The following is a 21,682-nucleotide window of genomic DNA, read 5'->3' on the forward strand; positions in this document are numbered from 1 at the left end:
AAACGTTATTTGACTATAACAGTTAAATAAAAAGTTGCGATTTCGCTTGCCTGATCTAACCAGACGGCACGATGATACGCGCTTTGCGTTAACCCCTTGTGAAAGCGGCCGGATGCCGCGAGGTGCGATGAAAAAATACCAGCGGCTGGCTCAGCAGATTACCGATCAGATTGCCCTTGGGGTGTGGCACCCCGGCGACCGGCTGCCGTCGCTCCGCGAGCAGGTGGTCAGCAGCGGCATGAGTTTTATGACCGTGAGCCACGCCTATCAGACGCTGGAAAGCCAGGGGATCATCGTCGCCCGCCCGCAGTCCGGCTACTACGTGGCCCCGAAACCAACGCCGCGCGCGCCGCAGGCCGTCGAACAGGTCACGCGCGACGAGCAAGTGGATATCAACACCTATATCTTTGACGTGCTCCAGGCGAGCACCAATGCCGCTGTGGTGCCGTTCGGCTCCGCGTTTCCCGACCCCAGGCTTTTTCCCCTGGCGCAGCTCAACCGCTCGCTCTCAAGCGTCAGCCGCTCGGCCAACGCCATGAGCGTGATTGAGAACCTGCCGCCGGGCAATGAGGCGCTGCGTAACGCCATCGCCCGGCGTTACGCCATGCAGGGGATGAATGTGTCGCCGGATGAAATCGTCATCACCGCAGGCGCGCTTGAGGCGTTAAATCTGAGTCTCCAGGCGGTGACCGAGCCGGGCGACTGGGTGATTGTCGAAAACCCCTGTTTTTACGGCGCGCTCCAGGCGCTGGAGCGCTTACGGCTCAAGGCGCTGTCTGTCGCCACCGACGCGGCGCAGGGGATCGATCTCGCGGCGCTGGAAAAGGCGCTTCAGGAATACCCGGTCAAAGCCTGCTGGCTGATGAGCAACGCCCAGAACCCGCTCGGCTTTACGCTGAGCGCGCAGAAAAAGCAACAGCTGATGGCGCTGCTTTCGCGCTACAACGTGGTGCTGATTGAAGATGATGTCTACAGCGAGCTCTATTACGGGCGCGAAAAACCACTGCCGGTGAAAGCCTGGGACGACCAGGGGCTGACGCTGCACTGTTCCTCGTTCTCTAAATGTCTGGTGGCGGGTTTTCGCATCGGCTGGGTAGCGGCGGGGCGCCATGCGCAACGTATCCAGCAGCTACAGCTGATGAGCACCGTTTCTACCAGCTCGCCGATGCAGATGGCGCTGGTGGATTATCTCGCTACCCGGCGCTATGACACCCACCTGCGACGACTGCGCCGCCTGCTGGCGGAGCGCAAACAGGCGGCGTGGCAGTCGCTGCGCCGGCACTTTCCGCAGGCGGTCAAAATTCATCGCAGCGAGAGCGGCTATTTTCTGTGGGTAGAACTGCCCGCGTCGCTCGACGCAGGCAGGCTGCACGAGCGCGCGCTGGCGCACCAGATAAGCATCGCGCCGGGGAAAATGTTCACCACCAGCGCGCTCTGGCATAACTATTTTCGCTTTAACGCCTCCTGGGCGTGGGGCGAGCGTGAAGAGCAGGCGGTTAAAACGCTCGCGCAGCTTATCCGTGAGGCGATGGCGACCTCGCCGCAATGCGAAATTAAACGCGCAAAATAAGCCTTCTTTCTTGCGCGTTTATATTCTCAAATAAAGAAAAGGTTATTGCCGAAATAAAAAACCACGCCTGTATGAGGCTTATTCCTGAGGGATTATTTCTGTGAATCGTATTTCCTGTGGGGCATAGGAAATCATAATAGTTAACGCAAAACGCTTCACATCGCTAAGCGCCTGTCTACACTGTGAAAAACCGCTGCCAGATTTATGCAACTTAAGCACCGAAACAATAAAGAGTGCGCGGTTTGTCACAACCTGAATAAATTCCGCCAGCGCCCGCAGGCGCGTTTATCCGTGCCTGTATATGGTTATTTTGGGAGATATTTTTACGGCACGGCGGCCGACTCATCATTCAGACAGGAGTATTGACCATGACCAAATCCTTCGCGCTTAGCGCGGCCGCCGCGCTGTGCCTGACGACCGGCATCGTCAGCGCCGCCGAGCCGCCTTCAGCACTCGGCCAGGGGGAAGGCCGCCTCGATATCATCGCGTGGCCGGGCTATATCGAACGCGGCCAGACGGATAAAGCCTATGACTGGGTAACCGAATTCGAAAAATCGACCGGCTGCGCTGTGAATGTGAAAACCGCCGCCACGTCGGATGAAATGGTGAGCCTGATGGCGAAAGGCGGCTACGATCTGGTCACCGCCTCCGGCGACGCCTCGCTGCGCCTCATCATGGGCAAACGCGTGCAGCCGATTAACACCGCGCTCATCCCGAACTGGAAAAATGTCGATCCGCGCCTCGTGAAGGGCGAATGGTTCAACCTCGACGGCAAAGTCTACGGCGCGCCGTACCAGTGGGGACCCAACCTGCTGATGTACAACACCAAAGCGTTCCCGACGCCGCCGGACAGCTGGGCGGTCCTGTTTGTGAAGCAGGCGCTGGCGGACGGCAAATCAAACCAAGGGCGCGTGCAGGCCTACGACGGGCCGATTTATATCGCCGACGCGGCGCTCTATGTTAAAGCGACCCAGCCGGAGCTCGGCATCACCGATCCTTACCAGCTTACCGAGGCGCAGTATGGCGCGGTGCTGAAAGTGCTGCGTGACCAGCATCAGCTCATCCACCGTTACTGGCACGACACCACGGTACAGATGAGCGATTTCAAAAACGAGGGCGTCGTGGCCGCCAGCGCCTGGCCGTATCAGGCCAACGCGCTGAAAAACGAAGGCCAGCCCATCGCCACCGTCTTCCCGAAAGAGGGCGTGACCGGCTGGGCCGACACCACCATGCTGCACGCCGACGCGAAACACCCTAACTGTGCTTACCAGTGGATGAACTGGTCGCTGACGCCGAAAGTGCAGGGCGACGTCGCCGCCTGGTTTGGCTCGCTCCCGGCGGTGCCGGAGGGCTGCAAGGCCAGCACATTGCTCGGCGAGAAGGGCTGCGAAACCAACGGCTTTACCTTCTTCGACAAAATCGCCTTCTGGAAAACCCCGGTGTCGCAGGGCGGGAAATATGTGCCCTACAGCCGCTGGACCCAGGATTACATCGCGATCATGGGCGGGCGCTAAGCGCGGGGGACGTATGGCTTACGCAGTAGAGTTTCAGCAAGTCTCGCGGCGCTACGGCGACGTGCGCGCGGTCGATAACGTCAGCATGACCATCGAAGACGGGGAGTTTTTCTCCATGCTGGGGCCGTCCGGCTCCGGCAAAACCACCTGTCTGCGAATGATTGCGGGCTTCGAGCAACTGAGCGACGGCGCGATTCGCCTGTTTGGCCGGGAGGCCAGCGAGCTGCCGCCGTGGGAGCGGGACGTTAACACGGTCTTTCAGGATTACGCGCTCTTTCCGCATATGTCGGTGCTGGAGAACGTCGCCTACGGGCTGATGGTGAAAGGCGTCGATAAAAAAACGCGGCTTACCCGCGCTCGCGAGGCGCTGGAGCGGGTGGCGCTTGGCTTTACCCATGCGCGCAAACCCTCGCAGCTCTCCGGCGGCCAGCGCCAGCGCGTCGCCATCGCCCGGGCGCTGGTGAACCAGCCGCGCGTGCTGCTGCTCGACGAACCGCTCGGCGCGCTCGATCTCAAACTGCGCGAGCAGATGCAGGTGGAGCTGAAAAACCTGCAACGATCGCTCGGCATTACGTTTGTGTTTGTCACGCACGATCAGGGCGAAGCGCTGTCGATGTCTGACCGGGTGGCGGTGTTTAACAACGGGCGAATCGAGCAGGTGGACGCGCCGCGCGAGCTCTACATGCGTCCGCGCACGCCGTTTGTCGCGGGCTTCGTCGGCACCGCCAATGTGCTGAGCGACGCCATGATGCGCGAACTCGGCGGCGAGCCGGGCACGTTTTCGCTGCGCCCTGAGCATATCCGGCTTAATGAGCCTGGCGATATTTATGTCCGGGGCACGGTGCAGGCGGTGCAGTTCCAGGGCGCGGCCACGCGCATAGAACTGATGCTGGAGAGCGGCGAAAAACTGCTGGTGAGCCAGGCGAATCCCTCGCCGGAAGCCGATGCGGCGCTGCCACGAGCAGGCCAGGCGGTGACCGCCTCCTGGGCGCGCGCCGCCATGATCCGGCTGCATGGAGAGGGGTGAGATGGATATGACGCTTTCGCCCCCTGCACGCGCCAGTGGCCCGCTGCGACGCGCGGCGGCGCTGCTCTGGCGGCGTCCAAATTTATGGTTATTTCTGTTACTGCTGCCGCCGCTGATGTGGTTCGGCATTATCTATCTCGGCTCGCTGCTGACGCTGCTGTGGCAAGGGTTTTACACCTTCGACGACTTTACGATGTCGGTGACGCCGGATTTAACGCTCGCCAACCTGAGCGCGCTGTTTAACCCCGCCAACTACGACATCATCGTGCGCACGCTGGTGATGGCGATTGCCGTTTCCATCGCCTGCGCCATTCTCGCGTTCCCGATGGCCTGGTATATGGCGCGCTATACGCGCGGCTCGCTGAAGGCGTTTTTTTATATCGCCGTCATGCTGCCGATGTGGGCGAGCTATATCGTTAAAGCCTACGCCTGGACGCTCCTGCTGGCGCGTGACGGCGTGGCGCAGTGGTTCCTGCAACATCTGGGGCTGGAAGGAGCGCTCACCGCGCTGCTGACGCTGCCGGGCATTGGCGGCAATACGCTCTCCACCTCGGGGCTCGGGCGGTTTCTGGTCTTCGTCTATATCTGGCTGCCGTTTATGATCCTGCCGGTGCAGGCGGCGCTGGAGCGTCTGCCGCCGTCGCTGTTGCAGGCGTCCGCCGATCTTGGGGCGAAGCCCTCTCAGACGTTTCGCCACGTGGTGCTGCCGCTGGCGGTGCCGGGCATCGCCGCCGGTTCGATTTTCACCTTCTCGTTAACGCTTGGCGATTTCATCGTGCCGCAGCTCGTCGGCCCGCCGGGCTTTTTCATCGGCAACATGGTCTATTCCCAGCAGGGGGCGATCGGCAATATGCCGATGGCGGCGGCGTTTACGCTGGTGCCGATTGTCCTGATTGCCGTTTATCTGGCGTTCGTGAAGCGCCTGGGAGCGTTTGATGCACTCTGACCGCGCGCCGTGGCCGCTCAAAATCGCCGCCTGGGGCGGAGTGATTTTCCTGCATTTCCCGCTGGCGATTATCGCGCTTTACGCGTTCAACACCGAAGAGTCTGCCTTTAGCTTTCCGCCGCAGGGCTTCACGCTGCGCTGGTTTCACGTGGCGGCTAACCGTTCAGATATTCTCGATTCGGTGACGTTGTCACTTAAAGTCGCAAGCCTGGCGACGCTTCTGGCGCTGGTGCTCGGCACGCTCGCCGCCGCCGCGCTCTGGCGGCGCGAGTTTTTCGGCAAAAGCGCGGTGTCGCTGCTGTTGCTACTGCCGATCGCGCTGCCGGGGATCATCACCGGTATCGCGCTGCTGACGGCATTTAAACAACTCGATATCGAACCGGGGTTTCTCACGATGGTGGTGGGCCACGCCACATTTTGCGTGGTGGTGGTCTTTAATAATGTGATTGCCCGGTTACGGCGCACGGCGTACAGCCAGATTGAGGCGTCGATGGATCTGGGCGCCGACGGCTGGCAGACCTTTCGCTATATGGTGATGCCGAATCTCGGCACCGCGCTGCTGGCGGGCGGCATGCTCGCGTTCGCGCTCTCGTTTGATGAAATTATTGTCACCACGTTTACCGCAGGCCATGAGCGCACGCTGCCGCTGTGGCTGCTGAACCAGCTTGGCCGTCCGCGCGACGTGCCGGTCACCAACGTGGTGGCGCTCTGCGTCATGCTACTCACCATGATCCCCATCCTCGGGGCCTGGTGGCTGACGCGCGATGATGAAACTGTCGCCGGTAGCGGCAAATAACCTCAAAGGAACACGCTATGCAGAGTCAATTACTGATTAACGGCGCGCTGGTGGAAGGCCAGGGCGAGCGCCTGCCGGTCTATAACCCCGCGACGGGCGAGGTGCTGCTGGAGATTGCCGAAGCCAGCGCCGAACAGGTGGATGCGGCGGTCAATGCCGCCGATGCGGCCTTTGAACACTGGCGTCTCACCACGCCCAAAGCGCGCGCCGAGGCGCTGCTGAAACTCGCGGAGGTGATTGAGGCTAACGCGCAGATTTTCGCGGAGCTGGAGTCGAAAAACTGCGGCAAGCCGCTGCACTGCGTGGCGGGTGACGAAATCCCGGCGGTGGCGGATGTGTTTCGCTTCTTCGCCGGCGCCGCGCGCTGTTTAAACGGCCTTGCCGCCGGTGAATATCTGGCGGATCACACCTCGATGATCCGCCGTGATCCAGTGGGCGTCGTGGCCTCTATCGCGCCCTGGAACTATCCGCTGATGATGGCCGCCTGGAAACTGGCCCCGGCGCTGGCGGCGGGCAACTGCGTGGTGCTCAAGCCGTCTGAAATTACGCCGCTGACGGCGTTTAAGCTCGCGGAGCTGGCGAAAGATATCTTCCCGGCGGGCGTGCTGAATGTGCTGTTTGGCCGCGGCCAGACGGTGGGTGACCCGCTGACGGGCCATGAGAAAGTGCGCATGGTGTCGCTCACCGGCTCTATCGCCACCGGCGAGCACATCATCAGCCGGACTGCCTCATCCATCAAGCGCACCCATATGGAGCTTGGCGGCAAAGCGCCGGTACTGGTGTTTGACGACGCCGATCTCGACGCCGTCGTCGAAGGCATCCGCACCTTCGGCTTCTATAACGCGGGCCAGGATTGTACGGCGGCGTGTCGCATCTACGCCCAAAAAGGGATTTACGACACGCTCGTTGAAAAACTTGGCGCCGCAGTGGGCAGCCTGAAAACGGGCGCGCCGGAGGATGAAACCACCGAACTCGGCCCGCTCAGCTCTCAGGCGCATCTGGAGCGCGTGAGCCAGGCGGTGGAGGCCGCGAAAGCGCTGCCGCATATTCGCGTGGTCACTGGCGGTCAAAAAGTCGACGGGCCGGGCTATTATTTCCAGCCGACCGTACTCGCTGGCGCGAAGCAGGAGGACGCTATCGTGCAGCGCGAGGTGTTCGGCCCGGTCATCAGCGTGACGTCGTTTGAGGATGAAGCCCAGGCGCTGGCCTACGCCAACGATTCGCAATATGGACTGGCGTCATCCGTCTGGACCCGCGATGTTGGTCGCGCGCACCGCCTCAGCGCCCGCCTGCAATATGGCTGCACCTGGGTGAACACGCACTTTATGCTGGTCAGCGAAATGCCTCACGGCGGCCAGAAACTCTCCGGCTACGGCAAAGATATGTCGATGTACGGGCTTGAGGATTACACCGTGGTGCGGCATGTCATGATTAAGCACTGATGAGGTTCGGCCAGCTTAACCGGGCTGGCCTTTTCCAGTCACCACACCACCACTCTGTATCTCATCTGCACAGAAAACGGATAACGATGATAACGACCCGAGCCGCGACCCCTGCTGATGCACCGGCCATCAGCGCCTTATTAACCGAACTGGATTACCCGGATACGGCACACTTTATCGAACGACGCATCGCTGAACTGCTGGCGCACCCTGATGAAAAGTTGCTGGTCGCCGAAGAAGATGGCGCGCTGCTGGGCGTGTTGTCGCTGCACTTTATTCCCCAGCTTGCGGTGGAGGGGGATTTCTGCCGCATTAGCTATTTCTGCGTTAACAGCCGCGCCCGCAGCAAAGGCATTGGCAGACTTCTGGAAAGCGAAGGTGAGGCGCTTGCCCGCGCCCGCAGTTGTGATCGTATAGAAGTTCACTGCCACAGTCGCCGTAGCGACGCGCACCGCTTTTATTACCGTCAGGGATACACCGAGTCGCCGAAATATCTGTGTAAATCGCTGGCGGATGGCGGGCGCAGTCGTGACGAACAGGGATGATTCTTCACCGCATACAGCGCTTTCCTGTTATCCGCGCCGCGTTCGCGCGCATCACTTTTATGAAACACAGGGGTATCGAGAAGTGCGCAAGCGGTTTGTGAAACGCCCGGTATGAACAGAACTTCCGCTTCTTCTTAACATTCACATCCCTTTACCCTTTAGCGGTTTTGCTGGTTAAATCGACGTTATGAATCAGTTAGCATTTTGAGCAGGCCTGATACTTCCCACTCATCTGAGAACACATGAAACGACTGTTAACCCTCTTTGCGCTCGCGTGCGCGCTGTTTATCTCCTGCGCGCGGGCGGATATCGCGCCCGTGTCGCTCACTGACGTGCACTTTGTGAAAACCGAAGCCGGTAAGCTGCGCCTTGAAGGCATGGTCAAAAACCTCACCGACCGATCCTTACGGCAGGTCTATGTCGCCTTTAATCTCCTGCGCAACGGCATGGTGGTGGGCTACACCACCGCCATCACCTTTAACCTGGCGGCGGACGACACCTGGCATTTTGAGGCGCCGTGCCGCACGCGTGTATTTAAGCCCGATCACTTTCGGCTGGCTGAGCTTTCGGCGATCCCCTGACGCAGTGCGCGAAAATACTCTACCTTTTAAGAGATAACGACTGAAAGGAGGATGTATGTCACTGTCTATCGACAAAAAACAGCAGCCGGGCGGAGCGTATGAATATACGGCTACCTGCCGCGAGGAAAACTATCACTTCGTGATAACCGGCAAAGGCGCAACGGCCACCGAGGCCGATAACAATCTGCTTAATAACCTGAAAGAGATGCAACAGCGGCTGGATGAAGTCGCGCAAACCGGCAAACTTTCCGCCTGAATCTTCCGCAATCCCACGCCTGCCGGGGTGCCTGGCAGGCAAAAATTCTGTACCATTATATAACAAACTGAAAACAATAATTTTTGTCCTTTAAGGAAGTTCTATGGCAATCACCCGACGTGATTTTCTCAATGGCGTCGCCATTACCGTGGCCGCCGGAATGACGCCGTGGCAAATTTTGCGCGCCTCGCCGCAGACGGCCGCACAGTCGCTCTACTATCCGCCGACGCTCACGGGGCTTCGCGGCAACCATCCGGGCTCGTTCGAACAGGCGCACGCGCTGGGGCGTGAGGGCAAGCGGTTCGACCCCGCCAGCGTCCCGGTGGAGGAGGAGTACGATCTGGTGATTGTCGGCGCGGGCATCAGCGGGCTTGCCGCCGCCTGTTTCTGGCAGGAGCTGCGCGGTAAACAGCAGCGTATTCTGCTGCTCGATAACCATGACGATTTTGGCGGCCACGCCAAACGCAACGAATTTCACGTCGACGGGAAAACGCTGCTCGGCTACGGCGGCAGCGAGTCTTTCCAGTCGCCCGCCAGTAATTTCAGCGAAACCGCGATGGGGCTTTTGAAAACGCTGAACGTCAGCATTGAGCGCATGGCGAAAAGCTTCGACCAGACGTTCTACCCGGATCTCCACTTAAGCCGCGGCGTCTATTTCGATAAAACCAACTTCGGTGTTGATAAAATCGTCAGCGGCGATCCGGGACGCGCGGTGGCGGACGATATTCCGCCCGATCGCATGAACGCCCGCGATATTCGCGCGTTCATCAATGACTTCCCGCTGCCGCAGGCGGATCGCGACGCGTTAATCGCGCTGCACACGGAGAAAAAAGATTATCTTGCCGGGATGAGCGTCGAGGATAAAGTCGCCTGGCTCGATGCTCACAGCTACAGCCAGTTCCTGAGCGAAAAAGTCGGGCTCAGCGACAGCGCCATCCGCTATTTCCAGCAGCGCACCAACGATTTCCAGGCCATCGGCATTGACGGCACCTCGGCGAGCGACGCGCGTATCTGCGCGCTGCCGGGGCTTGACGGCATGAATCTGCCGCCGCTCGACGCGGAATCGCTGGCGGATCTCGAAGAGCCGTATATCTACCATTTCCCGGACGGCAACGCCGGGCTGGCGCGCCTGATGGTGCGTCATCTTATTCCGGCCGTGGCGCCGGGCAACAGCATGGACGACATCGTGCTGGCAACCTTCGACTACAGCCAGTTGGATAAACCGGAGCATCCGGTGCGCCTGCGCCTCAACAGCACCGGCGTCCACGCCGCCAATGTGGCGGACGGTGTGGAAGTAACCTACCTGCGCGACGGTAAACTGCGCAAAGTCAAAGCGGGGCAGACCGTGATGGCGGGCTACAACATGATGATCCCGTATCTGGTGCCGGAGATCCCCCATGACCAGCAGGAGGCGCTGAAGCAGAACGTGAAAGCGCCGCTGGTCTACAGCAAAGTGGTCATCCGCAACTGGCAGCCGTTTATGAAGCTCGGCGTGCATGAAATCTATTCTCCCGCCGCGCCGTACAGCCGGGTCAAACTCGACTACCCGGTGGATATGGGCGGCTACCGGCACCCGCGCGATCCGAACGCGCCCATTGGCCTGCACATGGTCTATGTGCCGACGTTCCCTGGCAGCGGACTCAGCGCCCGCGAGCAGTTCCGCAAGGGTCGCGCGTTTCTGCTCGGCACGCCATTCGAGGTGCATGAGAAGATGATCCGCGATCAGCTACAGGGCATGTTTGGCGCGGCCGGTTTTGACCACAAGCGCGATATCGCGGCGATCACTGTCAACCGCTGGTCGCACGGCTACTCCTACTTCTTCAGCGGCCTGTTTGATGACGAAGAGGGCTCGCAGAAAATCATCGAAAAAGCCCGCCAGCCGGTCGGGCGCATCACCATCGCCAACTCAGACGCCGACTGGAGCCCGTATGCCAACTCGGCGATAGACCAGGGCTACCGCGCGGTGAAAGAGCTGCACGAAATGGCGAAGGAGGGCGCATGAAACGTATCACGGTATTGGCGTTAAGCCTGTGGGCGGCGCAGGCGGGCGCGCAGGAGATGTCGCGTGGGGAATATGTGGCGCGAGCAGGCGACTGCATGGCCTGCCATACGGCCGCGGACGGCGCGCCGCTGGCGGGCGGGCTGAAATTCGCCACGCCGCTTGGCGATATTTACTCCACCAACATTACGCCGGATAAAACCCACGGTATCGGCAGCTACAGCTACGATGAGTTCACCCGCGCCATGCGTGAAGGCATCGCAAAGGATGGTCACCATCTCTACCCGGCGATGCCATATCCGTCGTATGCGAAAATGAGCGATGGCGATCTGCGCGCGCTCTATGACTATCTGATGAACGAGGTCAAACCGCAGGCCACCGCAAACCGCGAGAGCGACATTCCGTGGCCGCTCTCAATGCGCTGGCCGCTCGGCATCTGGAACCGCCTGTTTGTAGACGATCAACCGTTTACGCCGCGCGCGGACAAAAGTGCTGCATGGAACCGCGGCGCGTATCTGGTGCAGGGGCCGGGCCACTGCGGCGCGTGCCATACGCCGCGCGGCGTGGGGATGCAGGAGAAAGCCTTCGACGAGCGTGACGAGCAGTTCCTCGCAGGCGAGGAACTCAACGGCTGGTATGCGCCGTCGCTGCGCGGGCTGAAAATGTCCGAAGAGGATCTCGCCGTGCTGCTGCGCGACGGGCGCAGCAAACACGCGGCGCTCAGCGGGCCGATGGATGAGGTGGTCACCAACAGCACGCAATACCTGAGCGATGACGATAACCGCGCCATCGCGGGCTATCTGTTAAGCCTGCCGGGCAGCGAGCCGGTGCAGCGTGATGCGCCGAAGGTAGCGAAAGCGGAAATGGAGAACGGGCATCAGCTCTATGCCCGCTACTGCGCCACCTGTCACGCCAGCAACGGCGAGGGGGCGGAATACGCCGTTCCGGCGCTGAAAGATAACCTGACGGTGAATGCCGATAACCCGCTGACGCTGCTGCGCGTGGTGCTGGAAGGCGGCAAAACCGCGGTAACGCAGGGCCATCTGCCGTACAGCATGCCAGGCTACGGCTGGGCGCTCAGCGATCAGGACGCGGCGGACGTCACTAACTACATTCGCGGCAGCTTCGGCAACGATGCCGCGCCCGTCACACCAGCCCAGGTGAAAGACGCCCGCGAGCAACAGCATCACGAGTAACGCCACGGCGTCGTCGGTCACCGGCGACGCCGTTTTTCTCTTTTTCGCCTTTCTTCCCGCCCGTTTTTCTGAAACTTTCCGCTACGCGCCGTTCAGTTTTTTCCTGTTGATACTCATCAAGCTTTCCCGTCTCAGGGCTTTGCAGAATACACCCTTTTGATGAGGGAACAGGATGAAACCACTAACCCAAAAGGATGGGACGGGCGAGGGCGGGCTGACGCGCCGCGACTTTCTGCGCGCCACATCGGCGCTGGCGGCCGCGCCGCTTTTTGTCCAGGCAGGCACGGCTAACGCTGATGCGTCTGAAGTACAGCCGCAGGCGGCGGAGAAAATCGTGCCGACCTGCAGCACCTTTGACTGCGGCGGCAAATGCGATATCCGCGCGCACGTCAGGGAGGGCGTGGTGACGCGCATCTCCACCTGCCCGGATAACGAGGTTGACCCGGCCATGCCGCTAATGCGCGCCTGCGTGCGCGGGCGCGGTTATCGTCAGTTTGTCTATCACCCCGACCGGCTGAAATACCCGATGAAACGCGTCGGCAAACGCGGCGAAGGGAAGTTCGAGCGCATCAGCTGGAATGAGGCGACGACGCTGATTGCCGATAACCTGCGGCGCATTACCGCGAAATATGGCCCGGCGTCGCGCTTTATGCACACCGATACGGCGGTCTCCGGCGGCGCGTTTTCCGGCGATAAAATGGCGCGGCGCTTGCTGAACATGACCGGCGGCTATCTGGAGTCATACCATTCCGTCAGCATGGGCAACACCGCCGCGGCCACGCCTTACACCTACGGCACCGCCGCCAGCGGCAGCTCGCTCGATACGCTCTCAGACACAAAGCTTGTGATCCTCTGGGGCCACAACCCGAACGAAACCATTTTCGGCCACACCAATCACTATTTTCAGCAGATGAAGCGCAACGGCACCCGGTTTATCGTGGTCGATCCGCGCTACTCCGATACCGTGGCGTCGCTCGCCGACCAGTGGGTGCCGCTGCTGCCCACCACCGACAACGCGCTGATGGACGCAATGATGTTCGTCATCATCAGCGAAAACCTGCATGACAGCGCGTTTATCGCGCGCCACGCCATCGGCTTTGATGAAAACACCATGCCCGAGGGCGTACCGGCGGGCGAATCGCTGATGGCGTACCTCTTCGGCGAGAAAGATGGCGTGAAAAAAACGCCGGAGTGGGCGGAGCGCATTACCCATGTGCCCGCGCAGACCATTCGCCAGCTGGCGCGCGACTACGCCACCACCAGACCGGCGGCGCTGATTCAGGGCTGGGGGCCGCAGCGCCATATCTGCGGCGAGCGCACCGCGCGCGGCTCCACGCTGCTTGCCACGATCACCGGTAACGTCGGCGTTAAAGGCGGCTGGGCGGCAGGCTACGGCGGCATCGGCAACCGGCTGTTCTGCGCCGATCCGTACAGCGTGCCGAACCCGGTGACGGCGAAAATCTCCATCATGAACTGGGTGCAGGCCTGCGATGACGCGGCGAAAGTGACGCCGGATAACGGTCTGAAAGACGCTGAAACGCTCAACAGCAACATCAAATTCATCTTTAATCTCGCGGGCAACTATCTGGCGAACCAGAACTCGGATATCAATCAGACCGTGAAAGTGCTGGAAGATGAAAGCAAGGTCGAGTTTATCGTAGTGAGCGATCTCTTCCTCACGCCCAGCGCCCGCTATGCCGATCTGCTGTTGCCGGAAACCAGCTTTATGGAGCGCTGGAACATCGGTGAAACCTGGGGCACCGGCAACTATCTGCTGCTGTCGCAAAAGCTGGTGGAGCCGGAGTTTGAACGCCGCTCGGACTACGACTGGCTGCGCGACGTCGCGCGCAAGCTCGGCATCGAGGCGCGCTTTAGCGAAGGGCGCAGCGAAAAAGAGTGGATAGCGCATATCTGGGAGAAAACCCGCGAGACGCTGGCAGACCACGACCTGCCGGATTTCGCCGGGCTGTGCCGCAATCCGCACGTCTACCTGAAATCGCCGCTGTATGTCGCGTTTGAGGAGAACATCCGCGACCCGGACAACCATCCGTTCCCGACGCCTTCCGGCAAAATCGAACTCTTCTCAAAGCGCCTGTGGGAGATGCAACACCCGGAGATCCCGGCGCTGTCCCACTATGTTCCCGCACAGGAAGGGCCGCAGGATGCCCTGCGCGCGAAATACCCGTTACAGCTCATTACCTGGAAGGGAAAAAACCGCGCCAACTCCACGCAGTACGCGAACCCGTGGCTGCAGGAGGTGCAGCGCCAGCAGCTCTGGATAAACCCTCAGGACGCGCAGGCGCGCGGCATTCAACAGGGGGATAGTGTGCGTATTTATAACGATCGCGGCGTGGTGCAAATTCCCGCGGAAGTGACGCCGCGCGTTATGCCCGGCGTAGTGGCGATGCAGGCGGGCGCCTGGTGGCAACCGGACGCTGACGGCGTCGACAACGGCGGCTGCCCGAACGTGCTGACCAGCGCGCGCATCACCCCGCTTGCCAAAGGCAATGCCCATCAAACCCTGCTGGTTGAGGTAACCAAACATGCGTCAGTTTAAGGATTATCCCCCGGTCAGCCGGGAGCAACTGGGCTTTTTTATCGATTCGTCACGCTGCTCGGGCTGCAAAGCCTGCCAGGTGGCGTGTAAAGACAAAAACAATCTCGACGTGGGGCGTCGTTTTCGCCGCGTCTATGAAGTTCACGGCGGCGGCTTCACGCCGACGGGCGCGGGCGGGCTTCTCCATAACGTTTTTGCTTACACCTTGTCGATTTCGTGCAATCACTGCGCCGACCCCATCTGCACGCGCAACTGCCCGACCACGGCGATGCACAAACGCGAGGGCGACGGCATTGTGCGGGTGAATACCGATAAGTGCGTCGGCTGCGGCTACTGCGCCTGGTCGTGTCCTTACGGCGCGCCGCAGCGCAATACGCAAACCGGGCAGATGTCGAAATGCGATTTCTGCATCGATCGGCTGGCGCAGGGCGAACCGCCGGTGTGCGTTGCGACCTGTCCGCTCGGCGCCATTCAGTTCGGGCCGATTAGCGCGCTGCGCGCCCGTTACGGGACGCTAGCTGAAGTAAAAGGGCTGCCGCCGTCATCCATTACAAAGCCGAATCTGGTTATCAAGCCGCATCAGGGCGCACAGCAGGAGGAACAACATGATGCATGAATTTCCGTTAGTGATTTTCACGCTGTGCATGCAGGGCGCGGTGGGCTTTATGTTCATGCTGTGCCTCACCGCCGGGCAGATGCCGCGCGCCGGGCAGCGGATGTTTGCCACACTGCCTGCGCTCATTGGCGTGGGCGTTGCGGCAGCGCTCGGTTTGCTCGCCTCTACGCTGCATCTGGGGTATCCGCTCAATGCGTTTAACGCGCTGCGCCATCTCGCCAGCTCGTGGCTCAGCCGGGAAATCGCGCTGGCGGGCGTGTTTATGGCGCTGCTTGCGCTTAGCATTCTGCTGCTGATGATAAAGCGCGCCGTGCCGTGGTCGCTCCTGTGGTTAACGGTGCTGGCGGGGCTGGCGGATATTGTCGCGATGGCGTCCATTTATTGCCACGCGTCGGTCGTGACCTGGCGGCACGTCAACACCTGGGCCATGTTCCTGGGCTCGGTGGTGTTAATCGGCGCGGCGATATTACAGCTGCGTCTTGCGTTGCGTCCGGCCTTTAACGCCCAGGCAGAACTCGCGGTAAGCCGTCGTCTCTCGCTGCTGGCGCTTTCGGCTGTGCTGATCCGGCTGCTCATTCAGCCGGCCTATCATCACTATTTAGCGCATGCCGTGGTGCCGGTGACGTTTCCGCTGCATCCGCTGGCCGCTTTTGACGCCTGCGCCGGGCTGCGGCTTGCGGGATGGTGCAGTTCGGTTGGCGGCGCGTTGTTGCTGATGATAGGGCTAACGCGCCCGCACGGGGGCCGAACGCCGCAAGTTGCCGGGTGCGGGCTGATCCTGCTCGGCGAACTGTTGCTGCGCCTGGCGTTTTTTTGCATCGATGTCTGATGAATCTCTTTGACATGATTGCGCCCGCACAGCCCTGTGTGGGCGCGCGCTGCGCCAGAAAGCGGCTGCCCCGCAGCCGCTGCGATTATTGCGTCACGCGCTGCCCGACCGGCGCGCTCGCTCTTCACCACCATGAGGTTATCCTTGCGCCGGAACGCTGTACTGGCTGTGGGATCTGCCTGTTTGTCTGCCCGGCGGACGCGCTGGAATATCTCTCGCCGCTGATGCGTCGTCACCGCGACGGCGTGCTGCTCGGGCCGTTCACGCAGCCGGTCGCCGCAGAGGAGCTGATGCTCTGGCATACGCATTACGCTATTCGCGCGGTCGCGGTGGATCTCACACAGAACCCGCACTGGCTGCGCCCGCTGGCTGAGCTTAACCTGTGGCTGCAAAGGCGCGGCGAGCCTCGCTGGCGGTGCGTGACGGTTTCACCTGAGGCCGGTGAGACAAGGCGTCGGTTTTTGCGCCCGGAAGGCGCTCGCGTACCGCATGATGCCGCTGAGCGCCGCGCGGCGGGGGTGTTTTCTACGACGTACCGCATCACGCTGGACGCCACGCGTTGTCTGCTGTGTGGCGCCTGTGGTCGGGTGTGCGCCCGCGGCGCGATCCGCTTTAGCGAACCGTCCGTTACGCTTGATTCGTCGCGCTGTGATGGCTGCGGCGACTGCGCGGCGGTGTGCCCGGTGGAGGCGGCAGAGGTCGTGGAGGGTGAGGCCGTGCCGCCTGTACGCATGGCGCTGTATACGGCGCGATGCGAACGCTGCGGCGAGCCGTGGCGCGCCTGGCAGCCGGGTGAGAAACACTGCCCGGTTTGTCGCCGTCACGCTTTCAGTATGCGCGGCGGTTAACGCTGTGAGCTGCTGAATCCACAGGGGAAAGTGACGCTGTCATTAATCTGTCACGCACGCGCCTTATAACAGTGCCACCCCGACTCTGGATCTGAGAATAATGAAAATCAAACCCCTTACGTTTGCGCTCGCCGCGCTGTTCCCGCTCTGCGCCGCAGCCGCCGCGCCGCAGGTCGAACGCTATGTTGTGACGTTCCCGCAGGAAGATCATGTGGTCTATTCCGGTAATTATTCCAGCGCGTTTCCGGATGGCCTGCCGGTGGGCGTGGGCTCCGGGCTGCTGTTTTTACGCAAAGAGGGCGATGACCTGATTTTCGCGACCGTGACCGACCGCGGCCCGAACGCGGACTCGCCGAAAATGGGCAAGCAGGAGTCGAAAATTTTCGCGAGCCCCGAGTATACGCCGCTGATGATGACCATCCGCGTCAGCAAAGATAAGGCGCAGGCGAGCGACCCGATGCCGCTGCATGACGATCAGGGCAACATCAGCGGGCTGCCGCTGCCCGCCGGGCTTATCGGCGCGACGAATGAGCTGGCGCTCAACGACGCGCTGCAAACGCTCACCGGCGATAAACGCGGGCTGGATACCGAAGGGATCACGCCTGACGGCAAAGGCGGCTACTGGCTGTGCGACGAGTACGGCCCGTTTATCATCAATGTGGACGCCAGCGGCGCGATCCTCGCCAAACATGGCCCGCAGGCGGGTAAAGGCGAAGAGGGCGTGGCGGGCGGTTTGCCGAATATCATTAAATGGCGCCAGCCTAACCGCGGCTTCGAAGGGCTGACCCGTATGCCGGACGGACGCATTATCGCGGCGGTGCAAAGCACGCTGGATATCGACGGCAAAACCAAAAACACGGCACGCTTTACCCGTCTGGTGAGTTTTGATCCAGCGACCGGCAAAACGGCGATGTACGGCTACCCGATTGACATTGACGTCTATAAAAAAGCCAAAGACGCTAAAATCGGCGATATCGTGGCGCTGGACGACCACCGCATTCTGCTTATCGAGCAGGGCGGCGATAAAAACAAAACCATGCGCAACCGCGTTTATGTGGTCGATCTCAGCAACGCCACCGATCTGAGCACGCTGGATAACACCCAGCCGCCGGAATTTGACGATGCGGAAAAACTTAACGCGCGCGGCGTGAAGCTCGCTACAAAACAGCTGGCGGTGGATTTGCGCGAGGCAGGCTGGCAGCAGGAGAAAGCCGAAGGGCTGGCGCTTATCGACCCGCAAACTATCGCGGTCATTAACGACAACGATTTTGGTTTGCAGTCAGCGTTGCTGGAGCCACAGGGCGATAAAAAAGAGATGGACGACTATAACGTTGACGGTAAAGGGCATCTGACTCTTGACGGTCAGCCGGTCGCAAGCAAAATCGGCATTAAGCCGCTGGAAAAACCCGCCTCGCAGAATGAACTGTGGGTGATCAAGCTCGATAAGCCGCTGTAAGCGCAATAAAAAAGGGCAGGCCGAAGCCTGCCCTGTCGTCACGGTACGGACCTTAGTTCAGCTTAAACACCGCCACGGCCTGATTGAGCAGCTGTGACTGCTCTTTCAGCGAGTGGGCGGCGGCGGAAGCTTCTTCCACCAGCGCGGCGTTCTGCTGGGTAACCGAATCCATCTGCGCGACGGCCTGGTTAATCTGCTCAATCCCACGGCTCTGCTCGCCGGTTGAGAGCGCGATTTCCGACATCAGTTCAGAGACCTGCTTAATCGAGCCGATAATGCGCTTCATGCTTTCGCCTGCGCGCGCCACGCGGTCGCTGCCCAGCACCACCTGTTCGCCGGACTGTTCGATAAGCTCTTTGATCTCTTTCGCGGCGACCGATGAACGCTGCGCCAGGTTACGCACTTCGCTTGCCACCACCGCAAAGCCGCGACCCTGTTCACCTGCACGCGCGGCTTCCACCGCGGCGTTAAGCGCCAGGATATTAGTCTGGAAGGCGATATCTTCGATAATGCCGATAATGTTGTCGATTTTGCTGGAACTGGACTCGATCTCCTGCATGGACACCACAACTTCTTCGACGATAGCGTTGCCTTCCTGCGCGGCGCTGCGCATATTGCCCGCGAGTTTATTCGCCTCGGCGGTGTTCTCCGAGGTGTGCTTCACGGTGGACGTCAGCTGTTCCATGCTGGCGGCGGTTTCACCGAGAGAAGCGGCCTGCTCTTCGGTACGCGCCGAGAGATCGACGTTACCGGCGGCAATCTCTTCCGCGGCGTGGGCGACGCTCTGGCTGGAGTCGCGAACCTGGGCGATGATATCGACCAGCGACAGACGCATCTGCTCAAGCGAGCCGAGCATATCGCCAATCTCATCTTTCGAACCCGAGAGCACTGGAGTGTGCAGTTCGCCTTCCGCCATCTGCTGGCAGTGACGACGTGCCGCATCGAGCGGCGCCAGCACGCGGCGCTTCAGCAGAATAAACATCGCGCCAATCAGCAGCGTAAACAGCAGGGCGAACACCGCGATGGTGATGATGCTGTTTACGAAGCGCTCCTGCGCCTCATGGTTCAGACGCTGGGCATATTTCTCACGGAACGCCAGCAGTTGATCGAGCGTGATTTCAAACTGGCGATCCAGTTGCGGGATCGTCGTGCTCACCAGCTGGTTAAAACGCGCGGTATCGTTGCGGCTTGCCGCATCCATCAGCGGACGCAGGCCGTCATCGACATACGCCTGCCATGCCTGACGGTACGGGGCGGCTAGCGCCTCCTCACCTTCAACAGCAGGGGCTGCTTTATAGTTATTAAACGCTGCGACCGCTTTTTGCATCACTTGGTTGGCGCTCTCAAGCGATGCCTGCGTTTTCTGGGTATCGCCGATAGAAGCGTTGATCATCGCCTCCATCAGGCGCACGCGCAGCGTACGGCTGTGGTTAATCGGGTCAATCACCGAAAGCACTACGCGAATCTCTTTGTTCACGTTATCCAGCGACTGGTTGCTGCGGGTGAGCGACCAGAGGTTGGAGACGGTGCTGACGAGAAAGATAAAAAGTAACAGACTGAAAACGAGAAATGAAAAACGCCTTACTGACATGTTGTTCCCTTGCGTGAGGTTGTAACACAACGACCCGGCATCCAGAAAAAGAGGAGTGCCACCAGACGGTTATCGGTTTATCCTGCAAAAAATTTAGCTTAAATAAATTTTTACCTACCAAAACAAGGGGTTATATTTGTGGCGGGGGCCATGCGGCAAGCTTATGGCTCGCCAGGCTATGCTTAACGCTGGCATCAGCGATTCGCGCGCAGGCGCATAAGGAGCGAGATTGAAAACGCTACAGGGGCCTTCTCTTTTTCTTTCGCAATTTATCAGCGACCATCCACCGTTTAACCAGCTCGATACGCTGGCGGCCTGGGCGGCGGGGCTTGGCTATAAAGCGGTGCAGCTTCCGACCCATCTGCCGCACATTTTCGACCTCGCGAAAGCGGCGGAAAGTCTCGACTACTGCGCGCAGGTGCGTGAGACGCTCGGCAATCTCGGGCTGCAAATCAGCGAACTGTCGACGCATTTTCAGGGACAGCTGATGGCGGTGCACCCGGCGTATGACCAGGCTTTTGCCAGTTTCGCGCCAGACGCGCTGCGCCACGATCCGGTTGCGCGCCAGCAGTGGGCGGTCAGCACGCTAAAGCTTGCGGCGCGCGCCTCGCAAAATCTCAATCTCACGGCGCACGCCACCTTTTCCGGCTCGCTCGCCTGGCCCTTTTTCTACCCGTGGCCGCCGCATAATCCGCTGCTGGTGGAAGAGGCGTTTAACGAGCTGGCGAGCCGCTGGCTACCTGTCCTGCACAGCTTTGACGAGGCGGGCGTGGATCTCTGCTTTGAACTTCACCCTGGCGAAGATCTGCATGACGGCGTGACGTTCGGACGTTTTCTGGAACTGACGGACAATCACCCGCGCTGCCATATCCTCTACGATCCGAGCCACATGCTGCTTCAGCACATGGATTATCTGGGGTTCATCGATCACTGGCATTCGCGCATCAAGGCGTTTCACGTCAAAGATGCGGAGTTCAGGCCGTCAGCCAACAGCGGCGTCTATGGCGGCTATCAGCCCTGGATTGACCGCCCGGGCCGTTTTCGTTCACCTGGCGACGGGCAAATTGATTTTAAGGCCATCTTCAGCAAGCTCGCGCGCTACGACTATTCCGGCTGGGCCACGCTTGAATGGGAATGCTGCCTGAAAGAGGGCGAGACTGGCGCGCGCGAAGGGGCGAGATTTATCGCCGAACATATCATTAAAGTCTCTGAGCAAAACTTTGAGGATTACGCCCCTGGACGACACGATCGCGAGGCGGCGCGCGCGATGCTGGGTTTAACGCCTGGCGAATAAAAAGCCGGGCGCTGCGCCCGGCGTTGATGTCTGTAAAACCTGATTTAGTCAAACACGTTGTTGATTACGGCGGTCACCAGCGCCGTGCTAAGCGCAATCAGCACCAGGTCATCGCCGACCATTTTCCATTCATAGCCAGGATAATAGGGCAGTTCGTTCAGCATGCTGGCCGGTACCGTTTTCTTCGCGATACCCGGCGGCAGCGGTTTACCGCGCGCGAGGTTTTTCGCGATGCCCGGCGGCAGCGATTCATAGCCGGTGAGGCCATAATTCACGGCCAGGCTGCGGGCGCGACTGAAGCTGATATCTGACTCAACGTGGTCGGGTTTGCCGTAGTTTTTACGCCCCGATGCGTTGCCTTTTTCTTTGTCTTTATTGTCGGCGTTTTTACCGTTGTTACCCTTATTACCGTTGCCATGATTGCCGCTGTTGCCATGGCCGTTACCATTACCATTCCCGTTGCCAGGGTTAGCCAGCGCCGGTGTGGCGCACACGGTAAAAGCCGCAAGCAGGAGCGCCAGCGCGCTCAGACGTTTCGTTTTCATAACCCTTCCTCAGTCAGGTGAAGCAACACTATTTCAGCACAACGGCAACAAAAATCGATTGCGCTTTTTCCTGG

The 21,682-nt window shown here is 60.3% G+C and carries 19 protein-coding genes; 17 read left to right on the forward strand and 2 right to left on the reverse strand.

From position 1 onward, the window contains the following. Positions 1 to 127: 127 nt before the first annotated feature. The 16 genes from AACV31_RS10020 to AACV31_RS10095 all read left to right on the forward strand — a co-directional run bounded on the left by AACV31_RS10020 (position 128) and on the right by AACV31_RS10095 (position 18,178). Positions 128 to 1,570: an aminotransferase-like domain-containing protein gene (locus AACV31_RS10020; RefSeq protein ID WP_165153873.1), complete on the forward strand. Its 1,443-nt coding sequence runs from the start codon at positions 128 to 130 to the stop codon at positions 1,568 to 1,570. A gap of 368 nt (positions 1,571 to 1,938) precedes the next feature. Then, on the forward strand, positions 1,939 to 3,084 hold the full coding sequence (ydcS, locus tag AACV31_RS10025) for a putative ABC transporter substrate-binding protein YdcS (RefSeq protein ID WP_165153875.1): 1,146 nt from the start codon (positions 1,939 to 1,941) through the stop codon (positions 3,082 to 3,084). Between the two features lie 13 nt (positions 3,085 to 3,097). Next, complete coding sequence (locus AACV31_RS10030) at positions 3,098 to 4,111, forward strand: ABC transporter ATP-binding protein (protein ID WP_165153877.1); 1,014 nt, start codon at positions 3,098 to 3,100, stop codon at positions 4,109 to 4,111. A 1-nt stretch (position 4,112) separates the two neighbouring features. Continuing rightward, complete coding sequence (locus AACV31_RS10035) at positions 4,113 to 5,057, forward strand: ABC transporter permease (protein ID WP_165153879.1); 945 nt, start codon at positions 4,113 to 4,115, stop codon at positions 5,055 to 5,057. Next, a complete protein-coding gene (locus AACV31_RS10040; protein WP_165153881.1) occupies positions 5,047 to 5,853 on the forward strand; it encodes an ABC transporter permease in 807 nt (268 codons plus the stop codon). The genes AACV31_RS10035 and AACV31_RS10040 overlap by 11 nt, the downstream gene beginning before the upstream one ends. 17 nt (positions 5,854 to 5,870) lie before the next feature. Then, entirely contained in the window at positions 5,871 to 7,295 is a 1,425-nt protein-coding gene (patD, locus tag AACV31_RS10045; protein WP_165153884.1) for an aminobutyraldehyde dehydrogenase, read from the forward strand. A gap of 86 nt (positions 7,296 to 7,381) precedes the next feature. After that, positions 7,382 to 7,840 carry a GNAT family N-acetyltransferase gene (locus AACV31_RS10050; RefSeq protein ID WP_165153886.1) on the forward strand — a complete coding sequence of 153 codons (459 nt, stop codon included), beginning with the start codon at positions 7,382 to 7,384 and terminating at the stop codon, positions 7,838 to 7,840. 242 nt (positions 7,841 to 8,082) lie between these two features. Then, complete coding sequence (locus AACV31_RS10055) at positions 8,083 to 8,421, forward strand: FxLYD domain-containing protein (RefSeq protein WP_165153888.1); 339 nt, start codon at positions 8,083 to 8,085, stop codon at positions 8,419 to 8,421. Between the two features lie 55 nt (positions 8,422 to 8,476). Then, a complete protein-coding gene (locus tag AACV31_RS10060; protein ID WP_007760995.1) occupies positions 8,477 to 8,677 on the forward strand; it encodes a hypothetical protein in 201 nt (66 codons plus the stop codon). A gap of 103 nt (positions 8,678 to 8,780) precedes the next feature. After that, the gene (locus AACV31_RS10065; protein WP_165153890.1) at positions 8,781 to 10,679 is read left to right on the forward strand and encodes an NAD(P)-binding protein; all 1,899 of its coding nucleotides are present in this window, start codon (positions 8,781 to 8,783) and stop codon (positions 10,677 to 10,679) included. Next, positions 10,676 to 11,872 (forward strand): c-type cytochrome, encoded by a 1,197-nt coding sequence (locus AACV31_RS10070; RefSeq protein ID WP_165153893.1) that lies wholly within the window; start codon positions 10,676 to 10,678, stop codon positions 11,870 to 11,872. The genes AACV31_RS10065 and AACV31_RS10070 overlap by 4 nt, the downstream gene beginning before the upstream one ends. Positions 11,873 to 12,044: 172 nt before the next feature. Next, positions 12,045 to 14,429, forward strand: a complete 2,385-nt coding sequence (locus tag AACV31_RS10075) for a DMSO/selenate family reductase complex A subunit (RefSeq protein ID WP_165153895.1) — start codon at positions 12,045 to 12,047, stop codon at positions 14,427 to 14,429. Further along, on the forward strand, positions 14,416 to 15,045 hold the full coding sequence (locus AACV31_RS10080; protein WP_075198361.1) for a DMSO/selenate family reductase complex B subunit: 630 nt from the start codon (positions 14,416 to 14,418) through the stop codon (positions 15,043 to 15,045). Before AACV31_RS10075 ends, AACV31_RS10080 begins: the two co-directional genes overlap by 14 nt. Beyond that, positions 15,038 to 15,874, forward strand: a complete 837-nt coding sequence (locus AACV31_RS10085) for a dimethyl sulfoxide reductase anchor subunit family protein (RefSeq protein WP_165154334.1) — start codon at positions 15,038 to 15,040, stop codon at positions 15,872 to 15,874. Before AACV31_RS10080 ends, AACV31_RS10085 begins: the two co-directional genes overlap by 8 nt. Beyond that, a complete protein-coding gene (locus AACV31_RS10090; protein ID WP_165153898.1) occupies positions 15,874 to 16,722 on the forward strand; it encodes a 4Fe-4S binding protein in 849 nt (282 codons plus the stop codon). Before AACV31_RS10085 ends, AACV31_RS10090 begins: the two co-directional genes overlap by 1 nt. A 100-nt stretch (positions 16,723 to 16,822) precedes the next feature. Beyond that, complete coding sequence (locus tag AACV31_RS10095) at positions 16,823 to 18,178, forward strand: esterase-like activity of phytase family protein (RefSeq protein WP_165153900.1); 1,356 nt, start codon at positions 16,823 to 16,825, stop codon at positions 18,176 to 18,178. Positions 18,179 to 18,230: 52 nt separating this feature from the next. On the opposite strand, the gene AACV31_RS10100 is transcribed toward AACV31_RS10095, so the two are convergent. Beyond that, the gene (locus tag AACV31_RS10100) at positions 18,231 to 19,769 is read right to left on the reverse strand and encodes a methyl-accepting chemotaxis protein (RefSeq protein WP_007761018.1); all 1,539 of its coding nucleotides are present in this window, start codon (positions 19,767 to 19,769) and stop codon (positions 18,231 to 18,233) included. A 229-nt stretch (positions 19,770 to 19,998) separates the two neighbouring features. Here AACV31_RS10100 and AACV31_RS10105 point away from each other — a divergent pair, with 229 nt between their 5' ends. Beyond that, the gene (locus AACV31_RS10105) at positions 19,999 to 21,063 is read left to right on the forward strand and encodes a sugar phosphate isomerase/epimerase family protein (protein WP_165153901.1); all 1,065 of its coding nucleotides are present in this window, start codon (positions 19,999 to 20,001) and stop codon (positions 21,061 to 21,063) included. A gap of 44 nt (positions 21,064 to 21,107) precedes the next feature. Here the strand turns inward: AACV31_RS10105 and AACV31_RS10110 are convergent, their stop codons facing one another. Continuing rightward, complete coding sequence (locus tag AACV31_RS10110) at positions 21,108 to 21,608, reverse strand: anti-virulence regulator CigR family protein (RefSeq protein ID WP_041923521.1); 501 nt, start codon at positions 21,606 to 21,608, stop codon at positions 21,108 to 21,110. Between the last annotated feature and the right edge of the window lie 74 nt (positions 21,609 to 21,682).

It is taken from the genome of Cronobacter sp. EKM101R (assembly GCF_963888145.1).
GTDB classification, from domain to species: domain Bacteria; phylum Pseudomonadota; class Gammaproteobacteria; order Enterobacterales; family Enterobacteriaceae; genus Cronobacter; species Cronobacter turicensis.

What these genes read in the sequence shown, in the direction of transcription:
- AACV31_RS10020 (WP_165153873.1), top strand. Translation starts at nt 128, where the DNA reads ATGAAAAAATACCAGCGGCTGGCTCAGCAGATTACCGATCAGATTGCC.
- ydcS (WP_165153875.1), top strand. Translation starts at nt 1,939, where the DNA reads ATGACCAAATCCTTCGCGCTTAGCGCGGCCGCCGCGCTGTGCCTGACG.
- AACV31_RS10030 (WP_165153877.1), top strand. Translation starts at nt 3,098, where the DNA reads ATGGCTTACGCAGTAGAGTTTCAGCAAGTCTCGCGGCGCTACGGCGAC.
- AACV31_RS10035 (WP_165153879.1), top strand. Translation starts at nt 4,113, where the DNA reads ATGGATATGACGCTTTCGCCCCCTGCACGCGCCAGTGGCCCGCTGCGA.
- AACV31_RS10040 (WP_165153881.1), top strand. Translation starts at nt 5,047, where the DNA reads ATGCACTCTGACCGCGCGCCGTGGCCGCTCAAAATCGCCGCCTGGGGC.
- patD (WP_165153884.1), top strand. Translation starts at nt 5,871, where the DNA reads ATGCAGAGTCAATTACTGATTAACGGCGCGCTGGTGGAAGGCCAGGGC.
- AACV31_RS10050 (WP_165153886.1), top strand. Translation starts at nt 7,382, where the DNA reads ATGATAACGACCCGAGCCGCGACCCCTGCTGATGCACCGGCCATCAGC.
- AACV31_RS10055 (WP_165153888.1), top strand. Translation starts at nt 8,083, where the DNA reads ATGAAACGACTGTTAACCCTCTTTGCGCTCGCGTGCGCGCTGTTTATC.
- AACV31_RS10060 (WP_007760995.1), top strand. Translation starts at nt 8,477, where the DNA reads ATGTCACTGTCTATCGACAAAAAACAGCAGCCGGGCGGAGCGTATGAA.
- AACV31_RS10065 (WP_165153890.1), top strand. Translation starts at nt 8,781, where the DNA reads ATGGCAATCACCCGACGTGATTTTCTCAATGGCGTCGCCATTACCGTG.
- AACV31_RS10070 (WP_165153893.1), top strand. Translation starts at nt 10,676, where the DNA reads ATGAAACGTATCACGGTATTGGCGTTAAGCCTGTGGGCGGCGCAGGCG.
- AACV31_RS10075 (WP_165153895.1), top strand. Translation starts at nt 12,045, where the DNA reads ATGAAACCACTAACCCAAAAGGATGGGACGGGCGAGGGCGGGCTGACG.
- AACV31_RS10080 (WP_075198361.1), top strand. Translation starts at nt 14,416, where the DNA reads ATGCGTCAGTTTAAGGATTATCCCCCGGTCAGCCGGGAGCAACTGGGC.
- AACV31_RS10085 (WP_165154334.1), top strand. Translation starts at nt 15,038, where the DNA reads ATGCATGAATTTCCGTTAGTGATTTTCACGCTGTGCATGCAGGGCGCG.
- AACV31_RS10090 (WP_165153898.1), top strand. Translation starts at nt 15,874, where the DNA reads ATGAATCTCTTTGACATGATTGCGCCCGCACAGCCCTGTGTGGGCGCG.
- AACV31_RS10095 (WP_165153900.1), top strand. Translation starts at nt 16,823, where the DNA reads ATGAAAATCAAACCCCTTACGTTTGCGCTCGCCGCGCTGTTCCCGCTC.
- AACV31_RS10100 (WP_007761018.1), bottom strand. Translation starts at nt 19,769, where the DNA reads ATGTCAGTAAGGCGTTTTTCATTTCTCGTTTTCAGTCTGTTACTTTTT.
- AACV31_RS10110 (WP_041923521.1), bottom strand. Translation starts at nt 21,608, where the DNA reads ATGAAAACGAAACGTCTGAGCGCGCTGGCGCTCCTGCTTGCGGCTTTT.